At 68.1% G+C, this 26625-nt stretch carries 19 protein-coding genes and 1 pseudogene; 6 read left to right on the top strand and 14 right to left on the bottom strand.

The window, feature by feature from the left end:
* Position 1 precedes the first annotated feature (1 nt).
* From HLA95_RS18060 to HLA95_RS18030, 7 genes are all read right to left on the bottom strand, one after another.
* On the bottom strand, positions 2-985 hold the full coding sequence (locus HLA95_RS18060) for an FAD:protein FMN transferase (protein WP_191060178.1): 984 nt from the start codon (positions 983-985) through the stop codon (positions 2-4).
* A 14-nt stretch (positions 986-999) separates the two neighbouring features.
* Complete coding sequence (locus tag HLA95_RS18055) at positions 1000-1512, bottom strand: nitrous oxide reductase accessory protein NosL (RefSeq protein ID WP_222184075.1); 513 nt, start codon at positions 1510-1512, stop codon at positions 1000-1002.
* Positions 1509-2336 carry an ABC transporter permease gene (locus HLA95_RS18050; protein ID WP_191060276.1) on the bottom strand — a complete coding sequence of 276 codons (828 nt, stop codon included), beginning with the start codon at positions 2334-2336 and terminating at the stop codon, positions 1509-1511. Before HLA95_RS18050 ends, HLA95_RS18055 begins: the two co-directional genes overlap by 4 nt.
* Positions 2333-3256 (bottom strand): ABC transporter ATP-binding protein, encoded by a 924-nt coding sequence (locus tag HLA95_RS18045; protein WP_223861570.1) that lies wholly within the window; start codon positions 3254-3256, stop codon positions 2333-2335. The genes HLA95_RS18050 and HLA95_RS18045 overlap by 4 nt, the downstream gene beginning before the upstream one ends.
* Positions 3253-4542 carry a nitrous oxide reductase family maturation protein NosD gene (locus HLA95_RS18040; RefSeq protein ID WP_191060275.1) on the bottom strand — a complete coding sequence of 430 codons (1290 nt, stop codon included), beginning with the start codon at positions 4540-4542 and terminating at the stop codon, positions 3253-3255. Before HLA95_RS18040 ends, HLA95_RS18045 begins: the two co-directional genes overlap by 4 nt.
* A gap of 4 nt (positions 4543-4546) precedes the next feature.
* Positions 4547-6472: a TAT-dependent nitrous-oxide reductase gene (nosZ, locus tag HLA95_RS18035; protein ID WP_191060274.1), complete on the bottom strand. Its 1926-nt coding sequence runs from the start codon at positions 6470-6472 to the stop codon at positions 4547-4549.
* 70 nt (positions 6473-6542) lie between these two features.
* Entirely contained in the window at positions 6543-8780 is a 2238-nt protein-coding gene (locus tag HLA95_RS18030) for a 4Fe-4S binding protein (protein WP_322100147.1), read from the bottom strand.
* 197 nt (positions 8781-8977) lie between these two features.
* Here HLA95_RS18030 and HLA95_RS18025 point away from each other — a divergent pair, with 197 nt between their 5' ends.
* Positions 8978-9862 (top strand): ferritin family protein, encoded by an 885-nt coding sequence (locus tag HLA95_RS18025; protein ID WP_222184073.1) that lies wholly within the window; start codon positions 8978-8980, stop codon positions 9860-9862.
* A gap of 22 nt (positions 9863-9884) precedes the next feature.
* On the top strand, positions 9885-10307 hold the full coding sequence (locus HLA95_RS18020; protein WP_223861625.1) for a c-type cytochrome: 423 nt from the start codon (positions 9885-9887) through the stop codon (positions 10305-10307).
* Positions 10308-10679: 372 nt separating this feature from the next.
* Here HLA95_RS18020 and HLA95_RS18015 read toward each other — a convergent pair whose 3' ends face one another.
* The 4 genes from HLA95_RS18015 to HLA95_RS18000 form a co-directional block, all read right to left on the bottom strand.
* Complete coding sequence (locus HLA95_RS18015; RefSeq protein WP_191060885.1) at positions 10680-11909, bottom strand: NnrS family protein; 1230 nt, start codon at positions 11907-11909, stop codon at positions 10680-10682.
* A gap of 65 nt (positions 11910-11974) precedes the next feature.
* Entirely contained in the window at positions 11975-12412 is a 438-nt protein-coding gene (locus tag HLA95_RS18010; protein WP_223861626.1) for a pseudoazurin, read from the bottom strand.
* Positions 12413-12524: 112 nt separating this feature from the next.
* Positions 12525-13598, bottom strand: a complete 1074-nt coding sequence (locus HLA95_RS18005; protein ID WP_191060887.1) for a DUF8744 domain-containing protein — start codon at positions 13596-13598, stop codon at positions 12525-12527.
* A 4-nt stretch (positions 13599-13602) separates the two neighbouring features.
* Complete coding sequence (locus tag HLA95_RS18000) at positions 13603-13971, bottom strand: metal-sulfur cluster assembly factor (RefSeq protein ID WP_222184071.1); 369 nt, start codon at positions 13969-13971, stop codon at positions 13603-13605.
* A 191-nt stretch (positions 13972-14162) separates the two neighbouring features.
* Here HLA95_RS18000 and HLA95_RS17995 point away from each other — a divergent pair, with 191 nt between their 5' ends.
* Positions 14163-14867, top strand: coding sequence for a Crp/Fnr family transcriptional regulator (locus HLA95_RS17995; protein WP_191058454.1), 705 nt, complete (start codon positions 14163-14165; stop codon positions 14865-14867).
* On the opposite strand, the gene HLA95_RS17990 is transcribed toward HLA95_RS17995, so the two are convergent.
* Complete coding sequence (locus HLA95_RS17990) at positions 14839-15099, bottom strand: DUF1858 domain-containing protein (protein WP_191058455.1); 261 nt, start codon at positions 15097-15099, stop codon at positions 14839-14841. The genes HLA95_RS17995 and HLA95_RS17990 overlap by 29 nt on opposite strands.
* 273 nt (positions 15100-15372) lie before the next feature.
* Here HLA95_RS17990 and hemN point away from each other — a divergent pair, with 273 nt between their 5' ends.
* The gene (gene hemN / locus HLA95_RS17985; RefSeq protein WP_222184068.1) at positions 15373-16686 is read left to right on the top strand and encodes an oxygen-independent coproporphyrinogen III oxidase; all 1314 of its coding nucleotides are present in this window, start codon (positions 15373-15375) and stop codon (positions 16684-16686) included.
* Between the two features lie 47 nt (positions 16687-16733).
* A complete protein-coding gene (locus HLA95_RS17980) occupies positions 16734-17927 on the top strand; it encodes an NnrS family protein (protein ID WP_191058456.1) in 1194 nt (397 codons plus the stop codon).
* Between the two features lie 258 nt (positions 17928-18185).
* Here HLA95_RS17980 and proA read toward each other — a convergent pair whose 3' ends face one another.
* Entirely contained in the window at positions 18186-24080 is a 5895-nt protein-coding gene (gene proA, locus HLA95_RS17975) for an anti-phage protein ProA (protein WP_222184067.1), read from the bottom strand.
* A gap of 1142 nt (positions 24081-25222) precedes the next feature.
* Between proA and HLA95_RS17970 the strand changes: the two genes are divergently transcribed.
* A complete protein-coding gene (locus HLA95_RS17970; protein WP_191058458.1) occupies positions 25223-26527 on the top strand; it encodes a tyrosine-type recombinase/integrase in 1305 nt (434 codons plus the stop codon).
* Here the strand turns inward: HLA95_RS17970 and HLA95_RS17965 are convergent.
* Positions 26507-26625 (bottom strand): annotated as a pseudogene (locus tag HLA95_RS17965) (IS5/IS1182 family transposase); the annotation flags it as partial. The gene HLA95_RS17970 and the pseudogene HLA95_RS17965 overlap by 21 nt on opposite strands.

Below are 26625 nucleotides of genomic sequence, written 5' to 3'. Positions count from 1 at the left end.
GCTAGCCCGCCTGCACCACCCGGGTGCCATCCGGCAGGGTGAAGTGAGCCTCCAGCCCTAGGCTGCGGACGATGGGCGCGGTCTGCTCCAGCGGCATCAGCGCGAATGCCGTGGAGGCGGCATCAGCGATGGTGGCATTGGCGGCCACGACCGAGACCGACCGGTAGCGCCGGCTGGTTCGGCCATCCGCCGGGTCGAAGATATGGTTGAAGCGGCCGGTCGGATCGAGCCGGGTGCCCGAGCCGGCCGAGGTCGCGAGCGACCGGTCCTGCAAGGCGACCTGGCCGGCGATCCGCGCCGGATCGTCCGGATCGGCCAGCCCCGCGGACCAGGGGCCGCCATCGGGATGGCCGCCGATCGCGCCGATCTCGCCCATGTCGACCAGCGCATGCTCGATGCCGGCCAGGCGCAGGCGCTCCACGATCCGGTCGGTGACATAGCCCTGCGCGATGCCGTTCAGGGTAAGCTGCATGCCGCGCCGTGCCAGGCGGATCCCCCGCGGATCCGGGTCCAAGCCGCTCTGACCTACCAGGGCCAGGGCCGCTTCGATCGCCCCTGGCGGCGGGCCGGCCGGGTCCGCATCCGCCTTTGCGAAATGGCCGGCATAGAGCTTCCAGAGCGGCTGCACGGTGACGTCGAAGGCACCCCCGGTCAGCGTGCCGAAGCGCTGGCACTCGGCCAGGAGGCGCACCAGGTCCAGCGGCGGATCGTCCAGCCGGCCCTCGCGGTTCAGGCGGACCACCGCCGATTCGCTGCGATACAGGCTGAAGATCCGCTCCAGCCGCTCGAGCTCGGCCAGACTCTGCCCGATCAGCCGGTCGGCCATGGCTTGGTCGGGATGATGGATCTGCATGGTCGCGGCCGCACCCAGCGCGGTACCGCGCCAGACCCGCGCCTGCGGCAGTGGGGCCGCGTGCAGGCTGGCCAGCGGCAGCCCGGCCGCCGCAGCCGTGATGGTGATGAAGCGGCGGCGGGACGTGCTCATGGCCGGGCCTTTCCTCACGACATGCCCTCGGCGCCAGGAAACACCGCATCCTCCGGCATCTCGTCGAAGCGGACGACCGTGCCGCCCTGCTCCGCGGCGAAGGCCCGGGCCGCGGCCTCGTCGCCGAACGGCACCAGCTCGTCGGTGTTCATGCCGCTGCGCTGCCGGCTGCCGATCACGTAGAAGGCCTTTTCCGCCTCCATCCAGGTGCCGGGCTCCGGCTGGTCCCAGTTCTGGGCGCGCGCCATGTCGTTGACATAGATGGCGGCGACGTCCTTGGGCATCTCCGGCAGCATGGTGAAGGCGAACAGCTCGCGCACCGTGGCGAACCACAAGGGCTCCGGCTCACCGCGCACGAAGATCTGCCCCTTGGGGCCCGGATGCTCCACGAGATCCATCCCGCAGAACTCGCCGACCGTGTCTGCGGTCACCTCCTGCGGCGGCGGCGCCTCCGCTTTCTGTTCCTCCCCGCAGGCGGCGAGCCCGAAGAGGAGGACCGCGGCCAGCAGTTTCGGGCCGTGCCTCATACCTGCCTCCGGTTGAACAGCGTGATCGCCGCGAGCAGCGGCAGCACCGTCCAGCCGACCAGTGCCGCCAGCAGGGCCGCCTGCCCCGGATGGTCCTGGGCGGCCAGACCGGACATGCCGGAGAACATGCTGATGTCGGCGGTGCCGGCCAGGTTCAGCAGCCGGTAGGCGTCGGCCGGGTTGAACAGCAGGAGGCCGTTCAGCACCGCACCGTTCACCGTGCGCCCCTGGTCCGCCACCAGCACCCCCAGCAGCGCCATGTCGTAGACCAGCACGAACAGGAGCCAGACGCCGATCGCGATGCCGCCGGCCGTGCCGCGGTCGCGCACCAGCGTGCTGATCAGGTAGCCCATGGCGACGGAGGCGGCACCCAGCAGGACCGAGGAGCCGACCATGCCCGCAAACGGCCGCCAGGCTTCGGTGCCGCTGTCGGTCGACAGGACCAGGGCCAGGCCGGCCGCGCCGTAGCCGACCACCGTGGCGAATGCCAGGATCGCCAGGTGCCCCAGGAACTTGCCGAGCACCACCTGCCAGCGAGCCACGGGGTAGGCCAGGAGCAGCGCCATGGTGCCCCGGTCCACCTCGCCGACGATGGCGTCATAGGCCAGGAGCAGGGCGATCAGCGGCACCAGGAAGATCGTCAGGCTGGACAGGCTGACCACGGTGATCGCCAGCGGGGCGACCTTCACCGACCCGGTTGGTGCCGCACCCAGAAAGGCCAGGGTCAGGGCGAAGATCGCCAGGAGCAGGGTCGTGGCGACGACCCAGCGGTTGCGCATCCCGTCGCGCAGCTCCTTGCCGGCGATGATGAGCGTGGCCCTCATGCCGTCTCTCCCGGTGCCGCCCGGTGCCGCAGGAACTCGGCATAGATGTCGTCGAGGCTGGGGCGGATGACCTCCACGTCCTGGCTGCCGGGCGGCAGGCACTGCAGAAGCGAGGCGATCTCGTCCTCGTCGCACTCGGCTTCCAGCATGCCCCGGGCCGGCTGCGACCAGCCCTGCCAGAGCGGCGGACCGTTCGCCATGGCGCGCAGGCCGCCATCCAGGCGCAGGCGGACGCGCGGCCGGATGCCGGCCAGCCGGCGCAGCTCGTGGATGGTGCCGTCGGCGACCTTGCGGCCCTGGTTCATGACCACGACCCGGTCGACCCTGCCTTCCAGCTCGGCCAGAGCGTGCGAGGACAGCAGGACCGAGGCGCCCTCGTCGCGCAGGTCCGCGATGATGTCGTAGAAGCTCTGCCGCAGCTCCGGGTCCAGCCCGCTGGTAGGCTCATCCAGCAGCATCGCGCGGGGGCTGCCGAGCAGGGCCTGCGCCAGGCCCAGGCGCTGGCGCATCCCCTTGGAATAGGTGCCGACCCGCCGCCCTGCCGCATGGGCCAGGCCCACCCGCTCCAGCAGTTCCGGATTGCGTGCAACCGGCTGGCGCTTCAGGCGCGCATAGAAGGCCAGCGTCTCCAGCCCAGTCATCGATGGATGCAGTGCCACGTTCTCGGGCAGGTAGCCCAGCGCCAGCCGGACATTGGCGGCACTGCGGGAAGCGGGATCCTCGCCCAGCACCCGGACCCGGCCAGCCGTCGGGCGCAGGAGGCCCAGCATCATCTTGATCATGGTGCTCTTGCCGGCACCGTTATGGCCGACCAGGCCCACGCAGGTGCCGGGCTCGACGGCGAGGTCGACCTCGGACACCGCCATCTGGCGGCCGAACGCCTTGGCGACGCCTTCCAACAGAACGGTGGGCTCGCTCACGGTGCCGTCTCCAGCCGGGCCAGCGCCGGCGGGCGCGGCGGCGTCATCAAAGGCGCACTGTCGAACACGCCGCCTGGATGGATCGCCGGGAACTGCGCCTGCGCCCAGCGCACCACCTGCACGGCCGGGCTGTTCATCAGGAGCTTGGCGGCCGGAGCCCGCCAGACCACCTGGTCGATCACGTCGTTGGGCCGGTACACGGTGTCGCCCAGCCCGTCGCCGTTCAGGTCGAAGGTCGGGTTGTCGCTCCAGTAATTGCCCTGGCCGTCCACCGCCCAGTCCAGGAGGCGGGTGCCGACATATTTCACCTGGTTGGCGCTGGCGACGAAGCTGTTCTGCGTGATCTCGTTGCGTTCCGATCCCGCGGTGAAGTGCACCCCGATCTCACAGTTCTCGAACCAGTTGTTGCGGAAGGAGTTCTTGTTGGCGTTGTAGATGAAGACACATTTCTCGCTGCCACGGGCGACGTTGCCGACGATCTCGGAACTGTTCGCGTAGTTGAACAGCAGGCCGTGATCCTTGGCCCCATCCGACAGGTTGTCCTCCAGCTTCAGATGGTCGGAATACATCATCACGTAGCCGACATCGTTGCCGAAGGAGGAGTTGCCTCTGACCTCGCTGTGGTTCGTGTACATGAAGTGGACCGCGAAGCGCAGCTCGTGGAAGACATTGTCCTGGATGAGGTTGCCGCGGCTGGTGACGCTGAAGATCCCGTCCCGGCCCGCGCGGATGTCGTTGCCGATGATCCTGGTGCCGGGCGTGTTCCAGAGATTGACCGCGGAGCCGCGCTCGGTGCGGCGCAGGTCCTGCTTGCCCACGATCCGGTTGTTCTGGACCAGGACGTCATTGGGACCGCGCACATAGACCGAGATCAGGTTGTCCTCGATGTCGTTGTCCTCGATCACACCGCGATGCGCGGTCTTTTCCAGGTAGATGCCGGAATCCATGGCGATCAGGCTCTTGCCCGAGCCGCGCACGGTGAGGCCGCGGATCGTCACGTCCGGCGCCTTGATCCAGACCACCTTGCCCTTGCCGCTGCCGAGGATCACCGCACCCGGATCACCCTCCAGCGTGACCCGCTCCGTGGCGATCACGATGTCACCCCGGTGGGTGCCTTCGGCGAGATGGAGCGTGTCGCCGGGTGCTGCCCGGTCCAACGCCGCCTGCAGGCTCTGGTCGGGCGTCACCTCGATGCGGGCCGCCTGCGCGCGGCCGATGCCCAGCGCTGCCGGCCAGACCAGCAGGACGGCGAGCAGGGAGCGCCAGCTCGCGCGCAGGCGGGTCATCCGGTCAGGCCTCCCTCGGCTTCACCAGGAGACGGCCGGACATCTCCATGTGCAGGGCGTGGCAGAACCACTGGCAGTACCACCAGTGCACGCCGGGCCGGTCCGCGGTGAAGGTCACCGAGGTGGTCTGCTGCGGCCCGATCTCCATGGCGATGCCGTAGCGTACCAGGGTGAAGCCGTGGGTCAGGTCGTCCACGTCATCCATGTTGGTGATGATGAAGGTGACCTCGTCGCCCTCGTTCACCTCGACCAGCTCGAGGCTGAACTGCGGCGCCATCGAGGTCATGTAGACCCGGACCTTGTTGCCGTCGCGGATGACGTCGGCCGCCTCTTCCAGGACGACGCCGTCCTGCTTGGCCCACTGGCGCGCGTCTTCCCAGCTCGGGTCGTTGCGATCCCAGACGCTGACCGGGTTCACCTTGGAGCGGTGGACGATGCAGATGTCGTGCGGCTCGGCGAAGCTCGGGCCGTCATGCACCAGCACCATCTCGTCACCCGAGATGTCGATGAGCTGGTCGTTCTCCGGCTTCAGCACGCCGGTGTTCAGGAAGCGGTCCTTGGAGAACTTGTTGAGCGACATCATCCACTTGCCGTCCGCCTCCTTGGTCTCGCCCATGGAGGTGTGGTTGTGGCCGGGCTGGTAGTGCACGTCGAGCTTCTGGATGATCGGGTCCACGTCCTCGCCGTTGAAGGCGCGGATCGCCAGATCCATGTTCCACTTCACCATCTGACTGTCGATGAACAGGGTGGTGTAGGCGTTGCCCTTGCCGTCATAGGCGGTGTGCAACGGGCCCAGGCCCAGTTCCGGCTCCGCCACGACGACCCCGCGCGGCTCGATCTTGTCGTCGAACAGGTCGTCCAGGCGGCGCACGTCGATCATGGTGACTGTCGGCGAGAGCTTGCCGGCGAACACGATATGGATGCCGTCGGGTGCTGCGTTGCAGCCGTGCGGCGAGTTCGGCACCGGCAGGTAGCGGGTGTACTTGGAGCCCTGGCGGCCGTCGACCACCTTGACCCCGCCCATCTCCTGGTAGTCGCCGTTCCTGATCGCCTCCTCGATCCGCCCGATATTGAAGATCACTGCCCAGGCCTGCTCATGGTCGGTCATCTCGGCGACCGTCATGCCCTTGTTCGGGTTGTAGCAGGTCGAGAAGGCGTACTTGCCCTGGTAGTCGGCGTCGCAATTGTCCAGGTTGCCGTCCACCAGCACCTGCCAGGCGACCTGCATCGTGTCGCCATCGACCGCGGTGAACACCGACCAGTAGTTGTTCAGCGGGTCGTCCATCACCTTGCCGTCATTCGGGATCGGAATGACGTGCTCGCTGTTGGCGAAGACGTAGCCGGTGCGCGGGTACCGCTGCAGGCGCAGGCCATGGATGTCCGACGCGTTCGGGATCTCGATGATCTTGTCGGTCTTCATCACGTCGCAGCGGATGCGCGCGATCCGGCAGTTGGCCTTGTCGTTGATCCAGAGATAGCGCCCGTCATAGGTGCCGTCGGTGAACGACATGTGCGGATGGTGGGCGTCGCCATTATAGTATTCGCCGCCGCGGCTCTCCAGGAACCGGCGGGTCTCGGGCAGCAGCCCCTCGGTCAGGATCTTCCGGCTCTCGTTGGTCAGGCCCCAGCCCGTGGCGCTGTCACGGTTGAACACCGGGATGCGCATCAGCTCGCGCATCGAGGGCATGCCGATGATGCGGATCTCGCCGCACTGGCCGCTGCTGGAAAAGCCGTAATACTCGTCGAGGTCGCCCGGCCTCACCTCGATGCTGGCATGTTCCTCGCGCTGCTGGGCGATCGCCTGCCGGACCATGGCGACCGTGGCGCCGCCACCGGCAGCGCCGGCCAGCCCGGCCATGCCGGCGACCTTGGCCGTCCCTTCCAGGAGGCTGCGGCGCTTGAAGCCCAGGGCTGGCTTGTCATTCTTCATGACCGGTTCCTCTTTGGGCAGTTCCCGATGAACTGCGGCAACGATGCTGGAAAGACGAGAAGCCGGGGCGTCATATCGCCCCCTTGCTGACCGCCCGCACGACGGTGGCGGGGCGCGGCGGCAGGACCGGCTTCTCCGAGGCGCCGATGGCGCGCTTCTCGCGCTTGAGGCGCTTTTGGATCATCACCGGGCACTTGCGGTCGTGGTGGTAGAGCATCTGGCAGTGCAGGCACTGGATGCACTCGTTGGGATTGATGTGCCCTTCCGGATGGATGGCCTGGACCGGGCACTCGTTGGCGCAGCGCTGGCAGGGGTTGCCGCATTCGCGGTAGCGCCGGAGCCAGTCGAACATACGCAGCCGGGCGGGAATCGCGAGGGCCGCGCCGAGCGGGCAGAGATAGCGGCAGAAGAACCGCTCGACGAACAGGCTGGCCACCAGCAGCAGCACCGCATAGGCCACGAACTGCCATTCGCGCATGAAGCGGAGCACGATCGCGGTCTTGAACGGCTCGACCTCCGCCGCCTGCTCCGCCGCCGCCAGCGCGCTGAACGACAGGCCGAACAGGCCCAGGAAGATGATGTACTTGATCACGGTCATGCGCTGGTGGACGCCGAACGGGATCTTGAGCTGCGGGACGCGCAGCACCCTCCCCACCCGGTTGACCAGTTCTTGCAGCGCGCCGAACGGGCAGAGCCAGCCGCAGAAGGCGCCCCGGTTCCAGAACAGCAGCGACGCGGCGGTGGCGGCCCACAGGATGAAGATCAGGGGCGCCATCAGGAAATATTCCCAACGGAAGTCCGTCCTGAGCGAGTTGAAGAAGGTCAGGACGTTGACGACCGAGAGCTGCGCCTGGGCGATCCAGCCGATCCAGACCAGGGTGAACAGGAGGAAGCCGATGCGGATGCGGTCGTAGAGCACCGGTCGCTTCACCAGCCAGTCCTGGAAGAAGAAGATCGCGGTCAGGATCAGGATGGCGACGGTCAGGATCGCGATGTCGACGACCTTGCTCTGCCAGATGGTCACCCAGAGCGGCGTCTCCTCCGGTGCCAGCGCCTCGCCGGGCACCGGCGCGCTGACGCCCTGGGAGACGGCTTCCGGCGCCGGTGCCGCAGGCACGGGCTGGGCCAGCGGCGCCGCGGGCGGCTCCACGACCTTCGTGTAGGTCGCCGGCAGCTCGTAGCCGAGGTCGAAGGTCAGGAAGGCCTTGTCCCGCCCGCTCGTGGCGCGCTGCACCAGGAGCTGGAGTTGCCAGGGCGCCACCGGATCCAGCGTCGCCCCTTCGGGCACGATGAACAGGTCGACGTCGCGGAAGCCGGGAGCTCCCTCGGCCATGACGTCGGCGAGCCTGGTGTGGGTGCGGTCACGGAAGCGGATGCTCGCGTCGCCCTGCAGCACCTCGAAGCGGTCGAAGATCCCGCCGCGCACATAGCCCGACCCCTTGAAGGAATAGGCCCCGTTCGCGGCGATCAGGATCGCCTGCTGGCCCGGTTCGAGCCTGCTCTGCAGCCGCTCGTAGGCGACATCGCCCAGGAGGCTGCGACCGATCGTGGGCACGCTGGCCAGGCCGACATACAGGTCGATGAAGGTGTCCTCCGGCACCCTCGACTCTGGCCGTGCCGCGGCCTGCGGATTGCCGGCGCGCTCGAAGGCCTGGTTCACGTCGCCGACCGTCAGGAACAGGCGCCGGACGGAACCGTCGCCGACCAGTTCTTCCCAGCTCCTGGTCTCCGTGCCCGGGTCGTCCAGGACCCGCTCCGCCTCGGGCGCCGCTGCTGCCTCGGTTCCCCCACCGGCCGCGAACAGGTCCTGCGCGCGGGCCACCGCGATCCCGGAGCGGATGATGCTGTCGCCGATCACCATCACGGTCACGGTCGCACCGCTGACGATGTCGACCTGCGGGCGCGACCTGGGCCCCGCCTGGGCGATCTCCAGCACGTTCGCCCCGACATGGGCCTGGATATATTCGGTGATGCGCTCGGGCGGGATGCCGATGAGCACGATCGGCTCGTGATGGTCCATGAGCCTGGCGCCGGTGATCCTGCCGTCGACGCTAAGGCCGACCAGGACCTCGATCGGGCGACCGGAATAGCCGGTGGCGTTCACCCAGTCCGCGTTGACGAAGGCGTGGCCGAGCAGGCGGTCCCCGGCGAAGACGGGTGCGGTGGGCGGGGTGCCCGCGGGCGGGCCGAAGCGGTCGGCACCGGGTACGATGTCGGCCGGCTGCACGGCTGCCAGGAACTCCGACAGCCTGCTCCCGTTCTGTGCCAGCGCCATCTGCGGCACCAGCAGCGAGAGCAACAGGAGCATCATCGGAATCCGGCCGATGCACCAGCACCGCCTCATGACCTGCAAGATCGGCTTCCCGTCTTCACGCCGAGCTGGCTCGCCCCGCGAGACGGGCTTGATTGAACACGCACCGCTCTGACCCGAAGTTGCGCCAGAACAAACAACGGCCCATTTCGGGGCGGTAAGGTCCGCCAGCTTCTTCGGCCGGGAGGCACACGATGCAGCCGAACGCGGAACCGTTCTTTCGTCCGGTAGCCAGCCTGGAGGAACTCCTGGCGCTGGGCTGCCGGGTGCAGCGGGAGGCGGCCGCGAGCTATCGCCGGCTCGCGGCCGCCATGCGCGGGCGCGGCGACCGGCAGCTCGAGGCGCTGTTCACCTCGCTGGCCGAGCTGAAGGACGGGCATGTCGCGCGGATCGAGCAGCGCAGCCGCGAGATGCTGGGCCGCCTGCCGGCCACGCCCGTTTCGGTCGGGAGCCTGTGGGGCGGCGACGCAGACGAGGAGGAAGCCGCGGGCTCCGCCAGCCTGACCCCTTATCGTGCCCTGGCGCTGGCGGTGCGCAACGAGGACCGCGCCTTCGCCTTCCACACCTATGTCGCGGCCCATGCGAAGGATGCCCCGATGCAGGCGCTGGCCGAGGAGTTCGCCACGCAGTCGCTGGACCATGGCGTGGCCTTGCGTCGCAGGCGGCGGCAGGCCTTCCATCTGGAGCGGCCGGAGACGCCCGTGCTGCCCGAGACCGAACAGGAGCTGCGGGCGATCGCGGCCGAGCTAGACGATCAGGCCGCACAGCTGCATGGCGAGCTGGCGCTCCGGCTCGAGGAACGGGCGGAGGCGGATGCAGCCGGGCTGTTCCGGCGCCTGGCGGAGGAGGGCCGGCAGGCGACAGCCGGCTTGGCCACCCCGGCCGAGCCCGGGCCTGCCACCATCGCCGAGGGCATCCGCATCCTGGAGCATGCCTTCGAGCGCTACTCGGACATAGCGGAACGGGCGCAGCAGGAATCGGTTGTGAGGGAAGCACAGAGGCTGGCCGAACACAGCCTGCGGCGGCTATCCCTGGCGTGCCAGGCACGTGACCTGGCGCAAAGTTCATCCATGGCATGAACGCCACGGGCATGAAGTGGCCATGCCGACCGTGGCATATGCCGGCCAAGCGATCTGGGAGAGGCAGAACATGCGCATCATCGGCTGTACCATCGCCGCAGTGGCATTGGCATTGGTGTGGGGCAACGCTGCCCAGGCTCAGGATGCCGCGGCGGGCGAGAAGACCTTCAAGCGCTTTTGCGCCGTCTGCCACACCGTCGAGCCCGACAAGAACCGGGTCGGGCCCACCCTGCACGGAGTCTACGGGCGGACCGCAGGCAGCGTGGAGAATTTCAGGTATTCGGACGCGATGAAGGAGACCGGCTGGACCTGGGACCAGGAACACCTCGACACCTATCTGGCGAACCCCAAGCAGGCCATCCCGGGCAACAAGATGATCTTCGCCGGCGTCAAGAAGGACGAGGACCGGGCGAACCTGATCGCCTATCTCGAGACCGTGAAATGACCGGATACCGGCGGCTCCATTCTCCTGAGGGCAGATCCCGCGGTTGCCGGATCGCCCGGATGCGGGTGAGCGGCCGGTCTTCAGTTACGACCTAGACCAGAGTGAGAACAAGGCGCCGCCCCCGACGTCCAACCCGTCGGGGCGGCCCTTCCTGCCTGCGCCGCGGGACCTCATTCGGCAATGACGACCACCCTGGTGCTGGCGCGCTGCTGAAATCGCTGCGCGGGCTGAGCTCGGGAGACCAGCCGGCCACGCCCGAGGTCCCGCCCGAACGGTTATGGTCGGCCTGCGGGAACTCGGGGCCAATATGAGTTGCACGTGGACCGCGTGGGGCAGCCGCCGCAATATTGAGCTGCCCCTGCCGCCCCAGGATCAGGCGGATGCCGGGCGCAGGAGCAGCATCCGGCCATAGCCGACGGCGAAGCCCAGATAGGCCAGCGCCCAGGCCAGCGCTGCGACCTCCAGAAAGCGCTCCGTCACATCCGGCGCATAGGGTGCCGCCACCCGTGCCAGCGCACCGAGCAGCACCAGGGCGAAGATGGCGATCTCCAGGCGGCCCGCCTCGAGCTTATGGCCGGAATGCCCGCGGCTGGCCCGCGTCATCACCGCGAGCGTCATCACGCCGAACGTCCCGACCGCCCAGACATGGGTGGCGCTGGCCGGGTCGATGGAGCCTGGTGCCAGGATCGCAGCGCCGACCGCCACGAAGCCCAGGGGGATCGTGGCATAGCCGAGATGGAGGATCGACAGGAGCGGCTCGGCCCGGGTCTCGAGCCCGCACCAGCGGGACAGCCGGATCGCGTGCAGAATCCCCGCACCGATCAGCAGTGCCGCCGTCCAGGCCCGGTCCGGAACAGCGCTCCAGGCGAGCAGGGCCGCGCCCGCGACGATCATGGCGGCAGCGTCGAACCGCGTGAACGGCGCTGGCAGCACCGGTGACTGGCGGGCCATCAGCCAGTTCCTGGTGAACGCGGGAATGATGCGCCCGCCCACCAGCATGACGAGCATCAGCACGACCGCGATGCCGCCCCGCAGCGCATGGTCGGTAGCACCAAAGGCCATGGCTTCCAGGTGGAAGCAGGCGTTCGCGACGCCCAGCAGCGCCACGACCGCCACTACCCTCAGGTTGCGATAGTTCTTCGCGCTCACGACCTCGCGCGCGAACACCCAGACGAGTGCTGCGAAAAAGGCGAGATCGGCCAGTGCGGCGGCCGGCGCGCCGATGATGGCCGAGGTCGACACCGCGACCCTGCCGCCGAGCCACAGCACGACCAGCATCAGCAGCTCGCTGCCCGCCACATGGGGACGGCCCGTCCAGTTGCTGACCGCAGTCAGCGCGAAGCCCGCGATGATCGCCGGGATCGCGCCGAACAGCATGGTATGCACGTGCCAGTCGCGCGGGGCGAAGCTGGTCGGGATCTCGTAGAGGCCGAACAGCACCGGCAGCCAGAGGAGCACCGAGGCCGCCATCGCCAGGGCGCCCAGGAAGAAGAAGGGTCGAAAGCCGCCGCTCAACCAGTACGGCAGGGTTTCGACCTGCTTCTTCGCGGGCCGCTCCTTCGGCTGCTCCACCTGGGACTGGTTCGACAGGGTCTGATCCATGGCTGCTGTCCTGCCGGCGGAAGGGCGGGGCGTCCGTCAGCGTCGGCCCCGCCCCCTCCCCCGGCTCAAAGGCCTTCGAGGATCCTGGCGAAGCGCTTCTTCGCCTGGCCCGGCTGCTTCACGGCCTTGGCCGCATCCAGGTTGACGGGCTCGCCCACCACCACCGCGGCCACCATGCCCATGACGTAGTGCGGCTTGCACTCGACGCCATAGACGCCCGGCTCGGTGAAGGTCACGACCACCTCCTTGCCGACCTTGCCGACGAACGGCTCGGCGCCGTCCGGGATCATGTCCTTGATGGTCTCGGCATTGTGGCCGGGATCGGTCGGGACGAACCTGACGCTGTCGCCGGGCGCAACCTTCACCAGCTCCGGCTCGAAGACCATCATTCCGGTCTCGCCCTTGTTCAGCATCTTGACCTCGAACTCCTCGGCCATGGCCGAGGTGCCGGCAAGCGCGGTGGCGATAAGAACCGTCAGGCCGAAGGACTTGAGCATTGCCATCTTCATTTCCGTGCGAGGCCCCCATGGCCTGCTTCCGGAACATTGGGACCTTTGGTGGTCACCAGCTTTGCGCCATCGCAAACAAGGAGCAGGTAGGGCACCCCGCAGCCGGTCAAGCAGGATTGCGGACCCGCGGGCGGATGAAGGACGTGGCCAGCAGGAGGCCCGCATAGAGCAGGATGCTGGTGACGGTGAGGATCGCCGCCCCCTGCCGCCAGGCCGGCGCCAGGGCCAGGTCGGCTGCCAGACGCAGGGCCACGGCGCACTGGAGGAGGGCTGCGGGCGCATAGAGGGCCGGGACGTAGCGCACGGGAGCGCCGGTCACCGCGGGCAGGATGACGGGTGCATGGGCGAACACCATCGACAGGACGAAGCCTGTCCCGATCGCGTGGACCGCCGCATCATGCCCGAACACCGTCGTCGCCGGCGGCAGGAGGAGGAGGCAGCAGGCGGCAGCGACCAGCCAGGCATAGCCCGCCAGCAGGCAGGCCGCGGCAAAGCGGGCGGTGCCCTGCCCGCGGATCGTCCGAAGGGCGATGTCGTATCGCAGGAGCCATGCCGCGATGGCAGCGAGCGATCCGCTCAGCATCGCGCTTGCGCCAGTCCAGGGCTGCCCCAGGGCCAGGGCCAGGACGAAGCCGGCCAGGAACAGGGCCAGCACGGCATGGGCGACGGCACCGGGCCGGGCGAGGCGGGAGAGTTCCAGCCGTTCGGCGGCGATGGTCAGGATCAGGAAGCCCAGCCAGACATAGCTCACTTCGGTGACGCTGCTCCCGGCGAGCCACTGCCAGCTTCCCCAGGCCCACAAGGCGGCACCGAGCGTCATCACCGCGGTGAACATCGCCGGCAGCCGGACGGCCGAGGCTGCCGTAAGCACCGTCAGGCCCAGGGCCGCCAGCAGGAAGGCCACCGCACCGGCCTCGTCCTGGCCAGCGATCAGCAGGACCGCACCGGTTGCGGACAGGCTCGGGATCAGCAGGGCCGGCCAGGCGCCGCTCGCGACGGCGCGCTCCAGGCTGATCAGGGTGCCGAAGAAGCCGCAGATCATGATGGGGCCATGGAGGCCGGCGGCCGGCACCGGCCCGGCCAGCATGCCCAGCCGGCCAAGTCCACCAGCGACCCCCAGCGCCAGCGAGACGACGGCCGCCAGGATCAGGCCCAGCTGGGCCGCAAGGAGCGCCGCCATGGTTTCAGGCTCTGGCGAAGAGCTGCGCCAAGCCGGCCTTCAGCCTGCGGCCGATCCGGGAGGGACGCGGCGCGAACGCGGCGCGCACGGTCGGCGCGGCCCGCTCCGGCGTCCACACCGCCGCGCGATCCACCGCCACCCGCACCGTCCAGGGCGATCCCAGCTGCTGGCGCACCGCGAGTTCCGCCGTCTCGGCGATCAGCCGGCCGATCGGGCAGGTCGGGGTCGTCATCATCAGGACGATGTCGATCTGCCCAGGGGCGATGGCCACCGACTGGACCAGGCCCAGATCGACGATGCTCACCCCGAGCTCCGGGTCATCCACCTGCCTCAAGGCAGCCCGCACCTCGCCCTCGATCCTGCCCAGAATCATCGCATTCTCCGCCATGGCACGAGGCGGATCATAGGGCCGGCTGGCGTACCGCTCCTTGCCGCAGGACAAACAGGGTGCGCCCCCCTGCCAGGGCAGCCGCAAAGGAAGCCCGTGCGCGCGCCTGCGGCGAGGGATAGAAGGGACACGGATCGCCGCCATGGATCCTCGCCGCACCGCATCCGGAGTGCCTGATGGCCAGCCAGAACATCCACCGCTCGCTCATCCGCGACCTGGCGATCTTCCGGTCGATGGCGGATGACGAGCTCGATGCCATCCTGGCGACGGCGTCGGTGCGCCGGCTGCCCGAGGGCACCCCTGCCTTCCGGCAGGGTGCCACGGCCGACGAGTTCTTCGCCCTGCTCCATGGCCGGCTCAAGGTGATGCAGACCACCCAGGACGGGCAGCAGATCGTGGTGCGGCACGTGAACCCGGGCGAGATCTGCGGCATCGCCAAGGCGATCAGGCGGACCGACTATCCGGCCACCGCCTCGGCCATCGTGGACAGCCTGCTCCTGGTCTGGCCGATGAGCCAGTGGGAAGCCTTCATCGCCAGCAGCCCTGCCCTTGCCGCCAATGCCATCGGCATGGTCGGCCAGCGGCTGCAGGACGCACATACCCGTATCCGCGAACTGTCCACCGAGGAGGTCGAGCGGCGTGTCGCCCATGCGCTGCTCCGGCTGGCCCGGCAGGGCGGCCGGAAGACCGAAGAGGGGGTGCTGATCGACTTCCCGGTGACCCGACAGGACATCGCGGAGATGACCGGAACCACGCTGCACACCGTCAGCCGGGTGATGTCTGCCTGGGAAACGCGCGGGCTGGTGGCGAGCGGCAGGAAGCGGGTCACTGTGTGCGACCCGCATCGGCTCTTCATCCTGGCGGAACGGCTGCCGGAATAGGCCCCTCCGGGCCCTGCTCGTCCGGGCCGCGTCGCACTCCTGCGAGCGAGGCATGCAGCTCGCACAGGAACGCCGCCAGATCGACGCCATGGGCCGTGCAGGCATCCGCGACCGTATGAAGATGCCCGATCGGGCAGCCCATGCAATGCATCCGGTGCCGGAGGAACACCGGGATGGTCGGCCGGTGGGCCGACATCAGCTCGTTCACGACGGTATCGCTGGTGACGATCATGGCACCCGTTCCCCTGCTGAGGGATCACGCTAGCGGCGAGCGGCCGCTGCATCTTTGCGCTCTCGCAACGATCGTTCCCGAAGCCTGGTCCATCTGGCTGCCAAGCGCCGGTTTTCGGCGCAGCCGTACCGTCTGCCGGCACCGCCAGGTGCGGGCGGGGCGGCCGGATGGACCAGATCGCTTGCGCCGGACGCAGGCCAGAGCGGGAAACGACGACGGCATGAGCGCTTCCCTTGCCCGACCCCGCTGCCGCTCGACCTGGCGAGCCTGACGGTGCCCCGCTACACCTCCTATCCGACGGCACCCCATTTCGACGCCGCCATCGGGCCGGACATCCATGCCGGATGGCTGGCGCAAGCCGGGCGGTCGGGCGAGCCGGTCTCGATCTACCTGCACATCCCGTTCTGCCGGACGATCTGCAACTATTGCGGCTGCACCACCCGGGCCAGCCGCGGCGACGACCCGATCCGCGCCTATGCCGCCCTGCTCCGGCGGGAGATCGCGCTGGTCGCCGAGCGGCTCGGCCGCGTGGAGGTCGCGCACATCCACTGGGGCGGCGGCACGCTCAGCCTCCTGCCGCCGGACTGGTTCGAGGCGATCGTGGCTGACCTGGCGGACGCGTTCCGCTTCCGCACGGACATGGAGCATGCCATCGAGATCGACCCGCGCCACCTCACGCCGGACGGGGCACGCCATCTGGCCAGGCTCGGGATCAACCGGGCCAGCCTCGGCGTGCAGACGCTGGATCCCGCGGTCCAGGTGGCGATCCGGCGGGTGCAGCCGCTTTCCGTCGTCGCAGGTGCCGCCGCCATGCTGCGCGCTGCCGGGATTGATGTGCTGAACTTCGACCTGATGTACGGGCTGCCGTTCCAGAACCTGGACTCGGTCCAGGACACGGCCCGCCAGGTGCTGGCGCTCCGCCCCGACCGGCTGGCCCTGTTCGGCTATGCCCATGTGCCATGGCTGAAGTCGCACCAGAAGCTGATCGACCCGGCCAGCCTGCCGGGCGGCGGGGAGAGGCTCCGGCAGGCGAACGCGGCGCGCGAGATCCTGGAGGACAGTGGCTATCGCGGGATCGGCATTGACCATTTCGCCCTGCCGGACGACCCGCTGACGGAAGCCCTCGCCAACCACCGGCTGCACCGGAACTTCCAGGGCTACACGACCGACAATGCCGCCACCGTGATCGGGTTCGGTGCATCCGCCATCGGCCGGACCACCGGCGGCTTCGTCCAGAACGCGGCCGACAACCATGGCTGGCGCCGGGCGATCGAGGCCCGCCGCCTGCCGACGGTCCGCGGCAAGGCGTTCGCGGGCGACGACCGGCTGCGTGCCGACGTCATCGAGCAGCTCCTCTGCTACTTCGCTGTCGATCTCGGCACGGTCGCGGCCCGCCACGATGCATTGCCCTCGATCTTCGACGATGCCCTGACCCGCCTGGCCCCGCTGGTCGAGGCCGGCTGGGTCGGCATCGACCATGCCCGGGTCGTCATCCGCCGGCACCGGCAGGAGCTGGCCCGGCTGGCGACGAGCGCCTTCGACGCCTATCTCGCCCGGGGCGGCGGCAGGCATTCGCTGGCGGTCTGAACCTTGATCCTGCAGCCCCCGGGCATGCCACCACCGACGGGATGACCATGGCGCGATCTTCCGCAGCGGACCGGAGCCAGACCGAAGTCGGCTGGCTGTTCGCCGCCTCCTTCCGGCCCTTCTTCTTCGGCACTGCCGCCTATGCCGCAGCCGCGATACCGATCTGGCTATGGCTCTATCTGTCGGGCATCGACACGGTGGCCGGCATCCCGGCGCTGCGCTGGCACGCCCATGAGATGGTGCTGGGCTTCCTGCCGGCGATCATGGCGGGCTATCTCCTCTCGGCCACCCCCAACTGGTCGGGCAGGCTCCCCGTGTCCGGCATCCCGCTCCTGTGCCTGTTCGCGGTCTGGCTGGCCGGACGGCTCCTGCCGCTGTTCGTGCCCCCGCCACTGGGCACTGTGCTCGACGCCCTGTTCCCCCTGACCATGGCAGCGCTGTTCCTGCAAGAAGCCCTGGTCGCACCGCGCAAGGGCTCCCGCCATGGCCTGATCCTGTTCCCGATCCTGGCGGTCGCCACGGCCGCCGACCGCATCTTCGCGAACGACCCGGAGCTGGCCGCCTTCTTCTCCCGGCTGGGCATCGCCATCGGCGCCCTGCTCATCGCCGCGGTGGGCGGACGCCTGGTGCCGAGCTTCACCCGGACCGACCTCGCCGCACGAGGCGAGCGGGACAAGGTACCCGAGCCCTATGGCAGATTCGATCTGCTCGTGCTGCTCGCGGCGTCCGCCGGCCTGTTCGCCTGGGTGGCCATCCCCTTCCACCCGGTCACCGCCATCCTCGCCATCGGCGCCGCCATCCTGCACGTCATCCGCCTCGCGCGCTGGCGCGGCTGGCTGCTGCGCGCGTTCGACACGCTGGCCCTGCATCTGGGCTATGCCTGGCTGGCGGCCGGCACCCTGCTCGTCGGCTTGGCCGCCGACCCGATCGCCCTGGTCCCCCCCGATGCCGCCCTGCACGCCTACACCGCCGGCGCGATCGGCACGATGACGCTGGCCGTGATGGCGCGGCTGGCGACCACCCGCGGCCCCGGCAAGCGACCCCAGCGCGGCTGCTGCATGATCGCGCTGCTGCTCGTGAACCTCGGCGCCGCACTGCGGACAGCAGCACCCCTCCTGCCCGACGCCTATGCCCCCCTGCTCATCTGGAGCGGCCTCGCCTGGTCCGGCGGCTTCGCCGCCTTCGTCCTATCCGCCCTGCTGCCGGCGCCGAAGCCCGAGCGTCAGCCAGCGGCCAAGTGAGGACGCTTGAACGCTCGTGCAGTTCGCCCGTTCTGGCAGCGTCGCATGAACGTCTCGATGGCGCAGCGCAGTTCGTGATGTCGGGCCTCGGTACGGGCGGCAGATCCCGGTCGAGAACACCGAGACCAGCCGCTGCCTATCCGCCAGCACACCCCATGCATGAGCATCTGCTGCTGACCGCATGGCGGGATGAGACTTCAGACGCCAATCAGCCCTGAAGCATGGTTCATTCCGGCGGTAACGATCAGGACGACATGCTCAAGCGATGGAATCGGAAGCGACTTCTTCCCTGTCTGAACGGGAATCACCTTGCACTGTCCTTGCTTGCAGGATCGCCAGTTCCAGCCGTGCCCGGGTTGCCTCCCGGATCTTCCCCAGTTGCAGGTACTGCCCCATCCGCCGAACCACGTCACCTGCGTTCTCGGCAAGACAGGCCGCGGCCAGCCCGACGAGTTCCTGGAAAGGCACATCGGCACTGTCGCGCTGGCCCTCGGAAAGGCGAAAGCTCACCCGGTCCGCCGGGGGCATCCCGCATGGCCAGAGGATGAGCCGGTCCGCTTCCTCGCTTCGTGGGAAGCGGTCATGCACGGCAGCCATGACCGCCGCACGAATCCGTCCGCCCGTGCGCTGGAAGCCATGGGCGCGGGCGATGCGTACCGTGAGCACGTCGACAAAGATCGGCCCTTCGATCTCGATCACGTGGCTGACCATTGCCTCCAGTGTTGTGAGATAGTCCGGGTCATGGAAGCGATCGGGTTCGGCCGGCTTGCCGCAGTCCAGCGGGTTGGCGAGGACATAGCTGCGCATCGCCGCCGGCAGCATGGGCTGAGGCTGCTCCGGTAGGATCGGCTCGACCGGCAGCGAGTCCGCGACCTGCACCGGCTGGCCGGCGGGCGCCGCGTACACTGGCGGCCGCTCCACAATGATGGCTTCCTGCTGCGCTGCGCGGTCGGCGGCCAGGCTGGTGCTCAGCCGATCATGCAGCTTGGCCAGCGCCGCCTCCTTGTCGCCCCACCATTCGAGGCTCCACACCCGGTGGATGGTCCAGCCGAGGTCGGTCAGCACCATCTCGCGCAGCCGGTCGCGGTCGCGTGCCGCTGCCGAGCGATGATAGGTGGCGCCATCGCATTCGACCCCTGCCAGGTAGCGGCCGGGCGCATCGGGATGAACGATGCCGAGATCGATGCGGAAGTTCGAGACGCCGACCTGCGGGTGGACCTGCCAGCCCTTCGCTTCGAGCGCCGCCTTCATCGCCTCCTCGAACGGCGATTCCGTGCCGCGCCCGGTGAGCGTGAAGGCCTCGGCCAGCGCCCTCGGCCCACGCTCGGCGAACTCCAGGAAATGCTTGAAGTCGTGGACGCCCCTGGCCCGGCTGCGCGACAGGTCGATCTGCTCCGGCCGCAGCGTCGCGAAGACACAGAGCTCGCGCCGGGCACGGGTGACGGCCACGTTCAGCCGCCGGTGCCCGCCCTCGCGGTTCAGGGAGCTGATCGTGGCGCCCACGCGACCGTCGGCATCCAGTCCGACCGCGACCGAGAAGATGATCGCGTCGCGCTCGTCACCCTGGACGTTCTCCAGGTTCTTCACGAAGACCGGCTCGTGCCACTGCTCGCTGCTGAAGAACGGCTCGATCTCGGGATGCGCCCGCCGCTCCTGGTCCAGCAGGTTCTCGATCAGGCGCTGCTGCTCGGCATTGAAGGTCACGATGCCGAGCGACCGGCGGCCGGAGGCAAAGCCCGGGTCCTTGAGCCGCCGCACCACGTCGGCCGCGACCGCCCGCGCCTCCTCGCGATTCACCCGGCTCGTCCCGCGCTCGTAGACGCCGTTGGGCACATGGACGTAGCGCACGGCCCGGTCCTCGGTGACCGGGGACGGAAAGGTCACCAGCCGGCCCTGATAGTATTTCTGGTTGGAGAACGCGATCAGGCTCTCGTGGCGGCTGCGATAGTGCCAGCTCAGATAATGCCGCGGGATGTTGCAGGCGATGCACTCGTCCAGGATGCTTTCCTGGTCGGTGACATCCGAGCCGTCGTCGACGCTGTCGACGCCCTTCTCGCCGACGCTGGTCGGCGGGAGCTGCTCCGGGTCGCCGACCACGATCACCTGCCGGCCGCGGGCGATGGCGCCGATGGCATCCCAGACCGCCATCTGTGATGCCTCGTCGAAGACGACGATGTCGAAGAGTTCGGTCTCCGGCGGCAGGTACTGCGCGATCGAGAGGGGGCTCATCATCACGCAGGGCGCGAGCCTGGTGAGCACGGTCGGGATCTTCTGGAACAATTGCCGTAGCGGCATGTGCCGGGCACGCTTGGTGATCTCCCGGCTCAGCGTTCCCCATTCCGGGTCCGAGCCGAAGGCGGTCGGCGGCGGGACATCCCCGAACAGGCGCGCCCGGACGATCGTCTTCGACAGTGTCCGGATCTCCTCGTCGAGCTCGCGGAAGCGGGTGATCCGTTCCTCATGCGCTTCCGGCAGGAAGCGGCGCAGCACGGGGTCCTCGGACACCACTTTGTCCGCCCACCAGCGGGCATGGGCGGCCTCGAAGGCTGCTTCGATCTCCCCCGGCGCGATGGTGCCGGCGCTGGCGGCGTCGGCCACCGGGCCCAGTCCGGCGGATCTCGCCTGCCGCTCGGCGAGAACCCACTGGCTCCACGCCGCGGCCGGCGTCCCGAGGCTGCCCCTCCAGCGGCCAACCAGTGCGATGGTGGCATCGATCCAGTCCGGCTGCCCCATGGCCGGCAAGCCGCTGCCGAGATTCGCCAACTCGGCTACCCGCTGTGCTGCTTCCTGCACCGCCTGCCATCCGGTGCGCAGGCGCTCATGCGCATCGCGACACTGGTTCAGCCCTGCGGCCGGATCGGCACCACGGAACAGGTCGGCGACGATGCGGTCGAGCAGCCGTCCAGACGGAGAAGCATGTCGCTCCACCTGCTCGACAGCGCGCTCCGTCGCAGTGGCCCAGGCTACCAGGGCGTCCAGCCGGTCGATCGGCGTGTCGATGCCTGCCCAGATGCCCCTGACCAGCGGGCTGAGACTGGGTGCCAGCCCCTCTGCCCGCCGGTGCAGTTCCTTCAGCTCGACCAGCTTCGCCAGGTCATCGGCCGGATCGGCCGGTGGCTGACCATCTGTGAACGCCGCCAGGGCCCTGAGGAAGCCGCGCTGCCTCAGGGCGCGGGTGACGAAACTGGCGCGGGTCGCCGCCTGCCACTCGGAAAGCAGCGCTGCCGGATCCTGCTGCGTCCAGAGCTCCGGGCGGTAGCCGGTGGAAAGGCCGCGGACGAGCTGGGCATGCCGACCCTGCAGCCGCCGAAGCGCTTCGACATCGCTGACGACCGGCCGGCCGTGACCGCCCAGGAGCCGCCACGCCACGGCCGCTTCCGGCTGGTGCAGGGCGACACACAGGTTCGACAAGGCAGCCAGCGCAGCGGGAGCAACCGGATAGTCGTCGAGGTCGATGCTGCGCGCCAGTTCCGCGATCTGCGCCGGAAATGCAGCGAGGAGACGGGTCAGGTCATCGATGGCGCGGGTCATGTCGTTGCGCCAGGCCGGCGACCATTCCTCGACCGCCAGCCCTTCCAGTGAGTGGCCGGCAGGGCTGCCGATTGCGCGCAGCGTCATCGAGAGATCGCGGCAGGTACGGCGAAGCGTTGTCAGTTCCTCCGCGCTCAGCTCCCGCTCCATCGACCAGTCGAGCACCACCGGATCAAAGCGCCCGGCCGAAGCCACGACCTTCCCGATCGCCTGATGGGCGGTCATGCCGTTCCCGTGGCGCCGGTGCAGCGCGCCGACGAGGTCGTTCAACTGCTGGCGGATTTCGTGGAGTTCATCCGCCTTGAGCCGCCAGTCGCCCTCGCCGAGGCTCGAACGCTCGTGCCAAGCGTTCTTGAGCTGGGCCAGCACGGCCGATTTCTGGGCCTTGGACGAATGGATCTCCAGGCAGAAGTCGCCGAGGCCCAGGCTGTCCAGCCGGCGCTGAACGACCTCCAGGGCGGCGGTCTTCTGGGACACGAACAGGATCTTTTTCCCCTGCGCCAGGCAGTGGGCGATCAGGTTGGTGATCGTCTGGCTCTTGCCCGTGCCGGGCGGACCGAACAGTACGAAGTCCTTGCCGGCCGCTGCGGCCAGCACCGCGGCGAGCTGGGACGAATCCGCCATGAGCGGCGCGAACAGCTCGGCCGGGTGGACGGTCCGATCGATGTCCGAATGGCAGGGGAAGCCCTGGCCGTCGCCATAGGCATGCTTGGGCGTGTCGATCAGATGCCGGACGATCGGGTTGCGCTTCAGGATGTCGACCCGGTCGACCAGGTCCTTCCACATCAGGAACTTGGTGAAGGAGAAGGTCGACAGCACGACCTCCGGCGTCACCTCCCAGCCCTTGAGCGGCAGGATGTGGTGGCGCACGATCCGCCAGATCTTCGCGACGTCGATGCCCGACTGGTCGGCCGGGAGATCGCCTTCCAGTTCCGGCATCCGCAGCTCGAAGTCCTGGCGCAGCATCTGCAGGAGTGTCGGGTTCAACCGCGCTTCTTCCTCATGCAGGGACAGCCGGAAGCCGGCACGCACGCTGCTCCGCTCCAGGCGAACTGGAATGAGAAGGAGCGGCGCCCGCAGGACAGGGGCATCCTCCTGCTGCTTCCAGCGCAGGAAGCCCAGCGCCAGGAACAGGACGTTGGCGCCACCCTCCTCAAACGAGGTCTTGGTGATGCGGAAGAGGTCGGTGAGATAGGCGTCGAGATCCCGCTCGGGCGTCTGGGTGTGCAGCACGCCCTGCCCCATCGCCTCCAGGACGAACTGTTTGCGCCCGTCGTCGTGGTGACGTTCCGCCAGCAGTGCCGCACTGCGTCCGTCGCCCTCGGCCAGGACCGTCGTGCGCGGCAGCAGCTTGAAGCGCTGGCCCTGCGCCAGGAGATCCTCGAGCCTCGCCGGATCCGGGCACTCGATCTCGATGGCGTTCTTGCCGCCCTTGAAGTTGATGAGCTTGTTGCGCAGCGTCAGGTCCAGGAGCCGCCGCTTCCAGCTCTCCAGCCGGTCGAGCGTCCTGTCCTCCGCGGGCTGGACCGACACTTCCTCGACGAAAACCGGCGGAACGTCGAGCTCCAGCTCCCGGGGAGCAGGTTCCGCGGCTACCGGTCGTCCCGTGACGGGCGTGTCGGAGCCGAGATCCAGGGGGCGGATCTGCCGCGCCCATGCCTCGCGCACGTCGATGGCGAGCTCGAACGGCTTGGACGTGTGCTCGGCCAGATGCGCCGCCGTGGCCTGGATGGCAGCGGTGAACCGGCCCGGCGGCTCGTGGGTGAGCAGGGTCGTCTCGACGAAGATCATCTCGTCGAGGTCACGATGCTTGCGCAGGAGCTGGGCATCATCGACGACCGAGGTCGGAAAGCGCTCGCCCTTCAGCCACAGGCCGACGAAGGCGTGGCCCTCGATCAGGACCAGCAAGGGGTTGAGGCTCGCCTGCGCCAGGCAGGCGGCGTAGCTCAAGGTGAGGTCCAGGCAGGTGCCCACACCGCGCTCGACGATGTCGCTGGGGTGGCGGACCTTCTGGCCGATCCGCTCGAAGCTGGTGGGCGGATAGACATAGCGGATGCTGCGCGAGGCGAGCGCGTTCCAGATCGCCTCGGCGACCTCCCAGACATGGCTCTTCTTGCCCGAGCCATAGCCGTCCAGCGCACTGTTGCGGCCCGCCCGCGCCAGCCGGGAGGCGGCATCATGCAGGATGACGTCGACCACGGGGTCGTTGGGCCGCACGAAGGCCGCCAGAAGCTCCGGCGCGGCGCCCGTCCCGCCCCAGTGGGACGATGGCAGCAACCGGACATCCTTGCTGGACCGCACAAGTTCGACGTCACCCTGACGTACGACGACTGTCGCCTCCGCACGGATCCCCTCCACCAGCTTGAGCAGCGTGGCCACGTCGAGCTTGAGGTCCGGCGTGCGGAGATGATGGGTCGTGCCGCCGGGGATGGCCTGGATCTGCCAGCTCGTCGGCGTGAGGAAGGCCGGTTCCGTCGTGAGCGTCACCGTGACATCGGTCAGCTCGGTGTCGCCCGTGTTGCGAACCGCGATTTCCTGGACGACCGGAATGGCATTCTGATGGAAGGCGAGGCTGATGTGATCGACGATCGAATATGACAGCTCGACAGAAGGAATATTCACCGCACGCTCCGTACGTATCATCGGCTGGAGCATATGCGAATTTTCCGGAACAGTCGTCCATGCGCACGGCGGATGTTCTGAAGCCTCGAGTTCTCCAGGTACAGTCTGATGAACTCGCGCCGCCGCCGTGCCCCCGCAGCCACGCCAGATCAACAACCGCGTGGAAACAGGAGCTGGTCCGATGAACCGTCACCCATGGCCGTGACGAGCAGCCAGTTCGCCGGAACAGTCCCATCAGCGTCGCGACGGAACCGAGCCTGCTACCGTCATGCAGCGCACTGCTGCATCAGCCCGGCCGGAGATCCGCAGCTGCGGGGCTGCATGTTTGCTGATGCAGTAGGCAGACCACCTCACGGGCACGCTCACGGACCTCCAAGAGCGCTACGGATACGGGCGGAGGAAGGCATGTCAGATCCGGAGGAAGCTCTGGGACCTTCACGACATCACAGTCCCCGGGACTGAACCTGAGCCACCTCGTCCACTATCCGGGCAGTCTTCATCCATCCCCGCTGATCCCACCCGTGGCTACCGGCAGCAATCCGCTGATCAAAGGGATTCACCGGCTGCCTTCCCGGCAATGCCGTTCTACACGGGCGCCTGTCATCCAGGCAGCGGTGTCGGAGACCTATGCACGGGCTCGGGCTACGCTGGCGCGCTGCTGGTGACACATGGCCAAGCTTGCCGGGATGTGCTGCTGCTGCGAGCTGGAGCCGCAGACGGATGGGGCTCATCGGGCCGCTGGGCGAAAGGGGATAGGCGGGAGCCGTACTTGGTGGCGGGCGGACCGCAGCAGCTCAGGCGACGGGAACCGACGGAAGTGTCCAGCAGCAGTAGCTTGCTGCCTCAGGTGCAGAACGCTTCCTGCCTGCTACCTGGCCACTGGCTTCAGGAAGCACAGCTACCCACAAGCTTCTAAAAAGAATGGTCGGAGCGGCGAGATTTGAACTCGCGACCCCCAGTCCCCCAGACTGCGGGGTTTGGCACCTAAAGAAACCTCATGCGCCCATTTCGGCCTAGTGCTACTGGGTACGAGCACTTATACCCTCAGTCTGCAAGCTTCATAGGGTTGCGCTAGGGTCCACCTAGGTACCACCGCTTCGGTACCTGGATGGCACCTAAAATTTCGACTGAGAGTGCAAGCCATGGCCTTTTCCAACCAGCGAGACGTTGATCGTCTCGTCGCTCCAGCTGGTAGTTCTGATGCCCTCTTTGCCGATTCATCAGTACGTGGATTGTATATAAGGATTCAGGGGACGAGGCGGACGTGGGTCTTGCGCTACAACGCCAACGGCAAGCGCAAGAAGTTGCTGATCGGTGAGGTTGCCGCGATCAGCCTCAAGGACGCGCGCACTGAAGCCGTCAAGGTACTGGGCCAGATCCGCGATGGCGCCGATCCCCTGGCCGACCGGAAAGCCCGCGCGGCTGCTCCGAAGAAGATGACCGTGGGTGAGCTGGTCCACCGCTATCTGGCCATCTACGCAAAACCGAGCCAACGCCCAAGGACCTTCTTGGAGACGCAAAGGGCACTCGCTACCCACATTGAGCCGCTCCACACTATCGAAGTTGATGCGCTGACGCGCCGAGACCTAGCTGAACGGCTCCTATGCATCCGCCAGATGTCAGGACCAGTGGCAGCGAACAGAGCCAGAGCACAGGTGTCGGCACTCTATGCTTGGGCCATGGGAGAGGGTTTGGCCACCGTCAACCCGGTAGTCGGCACCAACAAGTTCAACGGCGAGAAGCCACGTGCGCGGACGCTGACCGAGGGCGAGATGCGGCTGATCTGGAAGGCCACTGAGGGTAGTAGCGACTACAGCAGGATCGTCCGCCTTTTGCTCCTGACCGCCCAGCGGAGGGAAGAGGTGGCGGCAATGGAGTGGTCGGAGATCAGCGCGGACGGCCGGACCTGGACGATCCCACCTGGCAGGGCGAAGAACGGCCGTGCGCATGACGTTCCTCTGAGTGTCTCGGCCCAGACCATTCTCGCCACTATCGAAAGGCGAGACGGCCGCAGTCATATCTTCGGGCGTGGCGCTGGCGGCTACTCTGGGTACTCCAGGTCAAAGGTAGCACTGGACCACCGACTGGCTACCGTACGCGCCGAGGAACGGCGAGGTCGGCCGCTGCGGCCCGACGAGCGACCGGCGGTCGAGGACAAGTTGCCGTCGTGGGTGCTTCATGACCTTCGCCGTACGGCGGTTACCATGATGGCAGAGATCGGTATCCCTCCGCACGTGGTCGAAGCAATTGTGAACCATGTAAGCGGCCATAAGGCAGGTGTTGCCGGCATCTACAATCGCGCGACTTATGCTGGCGAGAAGAGGCAAGCTCTTGAGCGGTGGGCCAACCACATTGACGAAATCGTCAGTGGCCAGCGCACCGAATATGGCAACATTCTGCCTCTGAGAGCCCGTTTGAGAATGCACTCAGTGGCTGATGCGGCGTAGCAGCAGGCTGCCCATGGCGACCTGCACGAAGGCTTCGGACACATCGAGCCTGGCCTCGTAGTCCCGCACCAGGCGGCGCCAGCGAACCATCCAGCCGA

This window comes from Geminicoccus harenae (genome assembly GCF_019800005.1).
GTDB lineage: Bacteria > Pseudomonadota > Alphaproteobacteria > Geminicoccales > Geminicoccaceae > Geminicoccus > Geminicoccus harenae.
The sequence above is the reverse complement of the archived record's forward strand: the minus strand, read 5'-3'. Positions and strand labels throughout refer to the sequence as shown.

Coding starts and splice junctions, on each gene's coding strand:
- HLA95_RS18040 (WP_191060275.1), bottom strand. CDS start 4,542: ATGACCCGCCTGCGCGCGAGCTGGCGCTCCCTGCTCGCCGTCCTGCTG.
- HLA95_RS18060 (WP_191060178.1), bottom strand. CDS start 985: ATGAGCACGTCCCGCCGCCGCTTCATCACCATCACGGCTGCGGCGGCC.
- HLA95_RS18025 (WP_222184073.1), top strand. CDS start 8,978: ATGCAGCCGAACGCGGAACCGTTCTTTCGTCCGGTAGCCAGCCTGGAG.
- HLA95_RS18030 (WP_322100147.1), bottom strand. CDS start 8,780: ATGCTCCTGTTGCTCTCGCTGCTGGTGCCGCAGATGGCGCTGGCACAG.
- HLA95_RS18055 (WP_222184075.1), bottom strand. CDS start 1,512: ATGAGGCACGGCCCGAAACTGCTGGCCGCGGTCCTCCTCTTCGGGCTC.
- HLA95_RS18015 (WP_191060885.1), bottom strand. CDS start 11,909: ATGGATCAGACCCTGTCGAACCAGTCCCAGGTGGAGCAGCCGAAGGAG.
- HLA95_RS18005 (WP_191060887.1), bottom strand. CDS start 13,598: ATGGCGGCGCTCCTTGCGGCCCAGCTGGGCCTGATCCTGGCGGCCGTC.
- HLA95_RS17990 (WP_191058455.1), bottom strand. CDS start 15,099: ATGATCGTCACCAGCGATACCGTCGTGAACGAGCTGATGTCGGCCCAC.
- HLA95_RS18010 (WP_223861626.1), bottom strand. CDS start 12,412: ATGGCAATGCTCAAGTCCTTCGGCCTGACGGTTCTTATCGCCACCGCG.
- HLA95_RS18020 (WP_223861625.1), top strand. CDS start 9,885: ATGCCGACCGTGGCATATGCCGGCCAAGCGATCTGGGAGAGGCAGAAC.
- HLA95_RS18000 (WP_222184071.1), bottom strand. CDS start 13,971: ATGATTCTGGGCAGGATCGAGGGCGAGGTGCGGGCTGCCTTGAGGCAG.
- HLA95_RS18050 (WP_191060276.1), bottom strand. CDS start 2,336: ATGAGGGCCACGCTCATCATCGCCGGCAAGGAGCTGCGCGACGGGATG.
- HLA95_RS17995 (WP_191058454.1), top strand. CDS start 14,163: ATGGCCAGCCAGAACATCCACCGCTCGCTCATCCGCGACCTGGCGATC.
- nosZ (WP_191060274.1), bottom strand. CDS start 6,472: ATGAAGAATGACAAGCCAGCCCTGGGCTTCAAGCGCCGCAGCCTCCTG.
- HLA95_RS17970 (WP_191058458.1), top strand. CDS start 25,223: ATGGCCTTTTCCAACCAGCGAGACGTTGATCGTCTCGTCGCTCCAGCT.
- HLA95_RS17980 (WP_191058456.1), top strand. CDS start 16,734: ATGGCGCGATCTTCCGCAGCGGACCGGAGCCAGACCGAAGTCGGCTGG.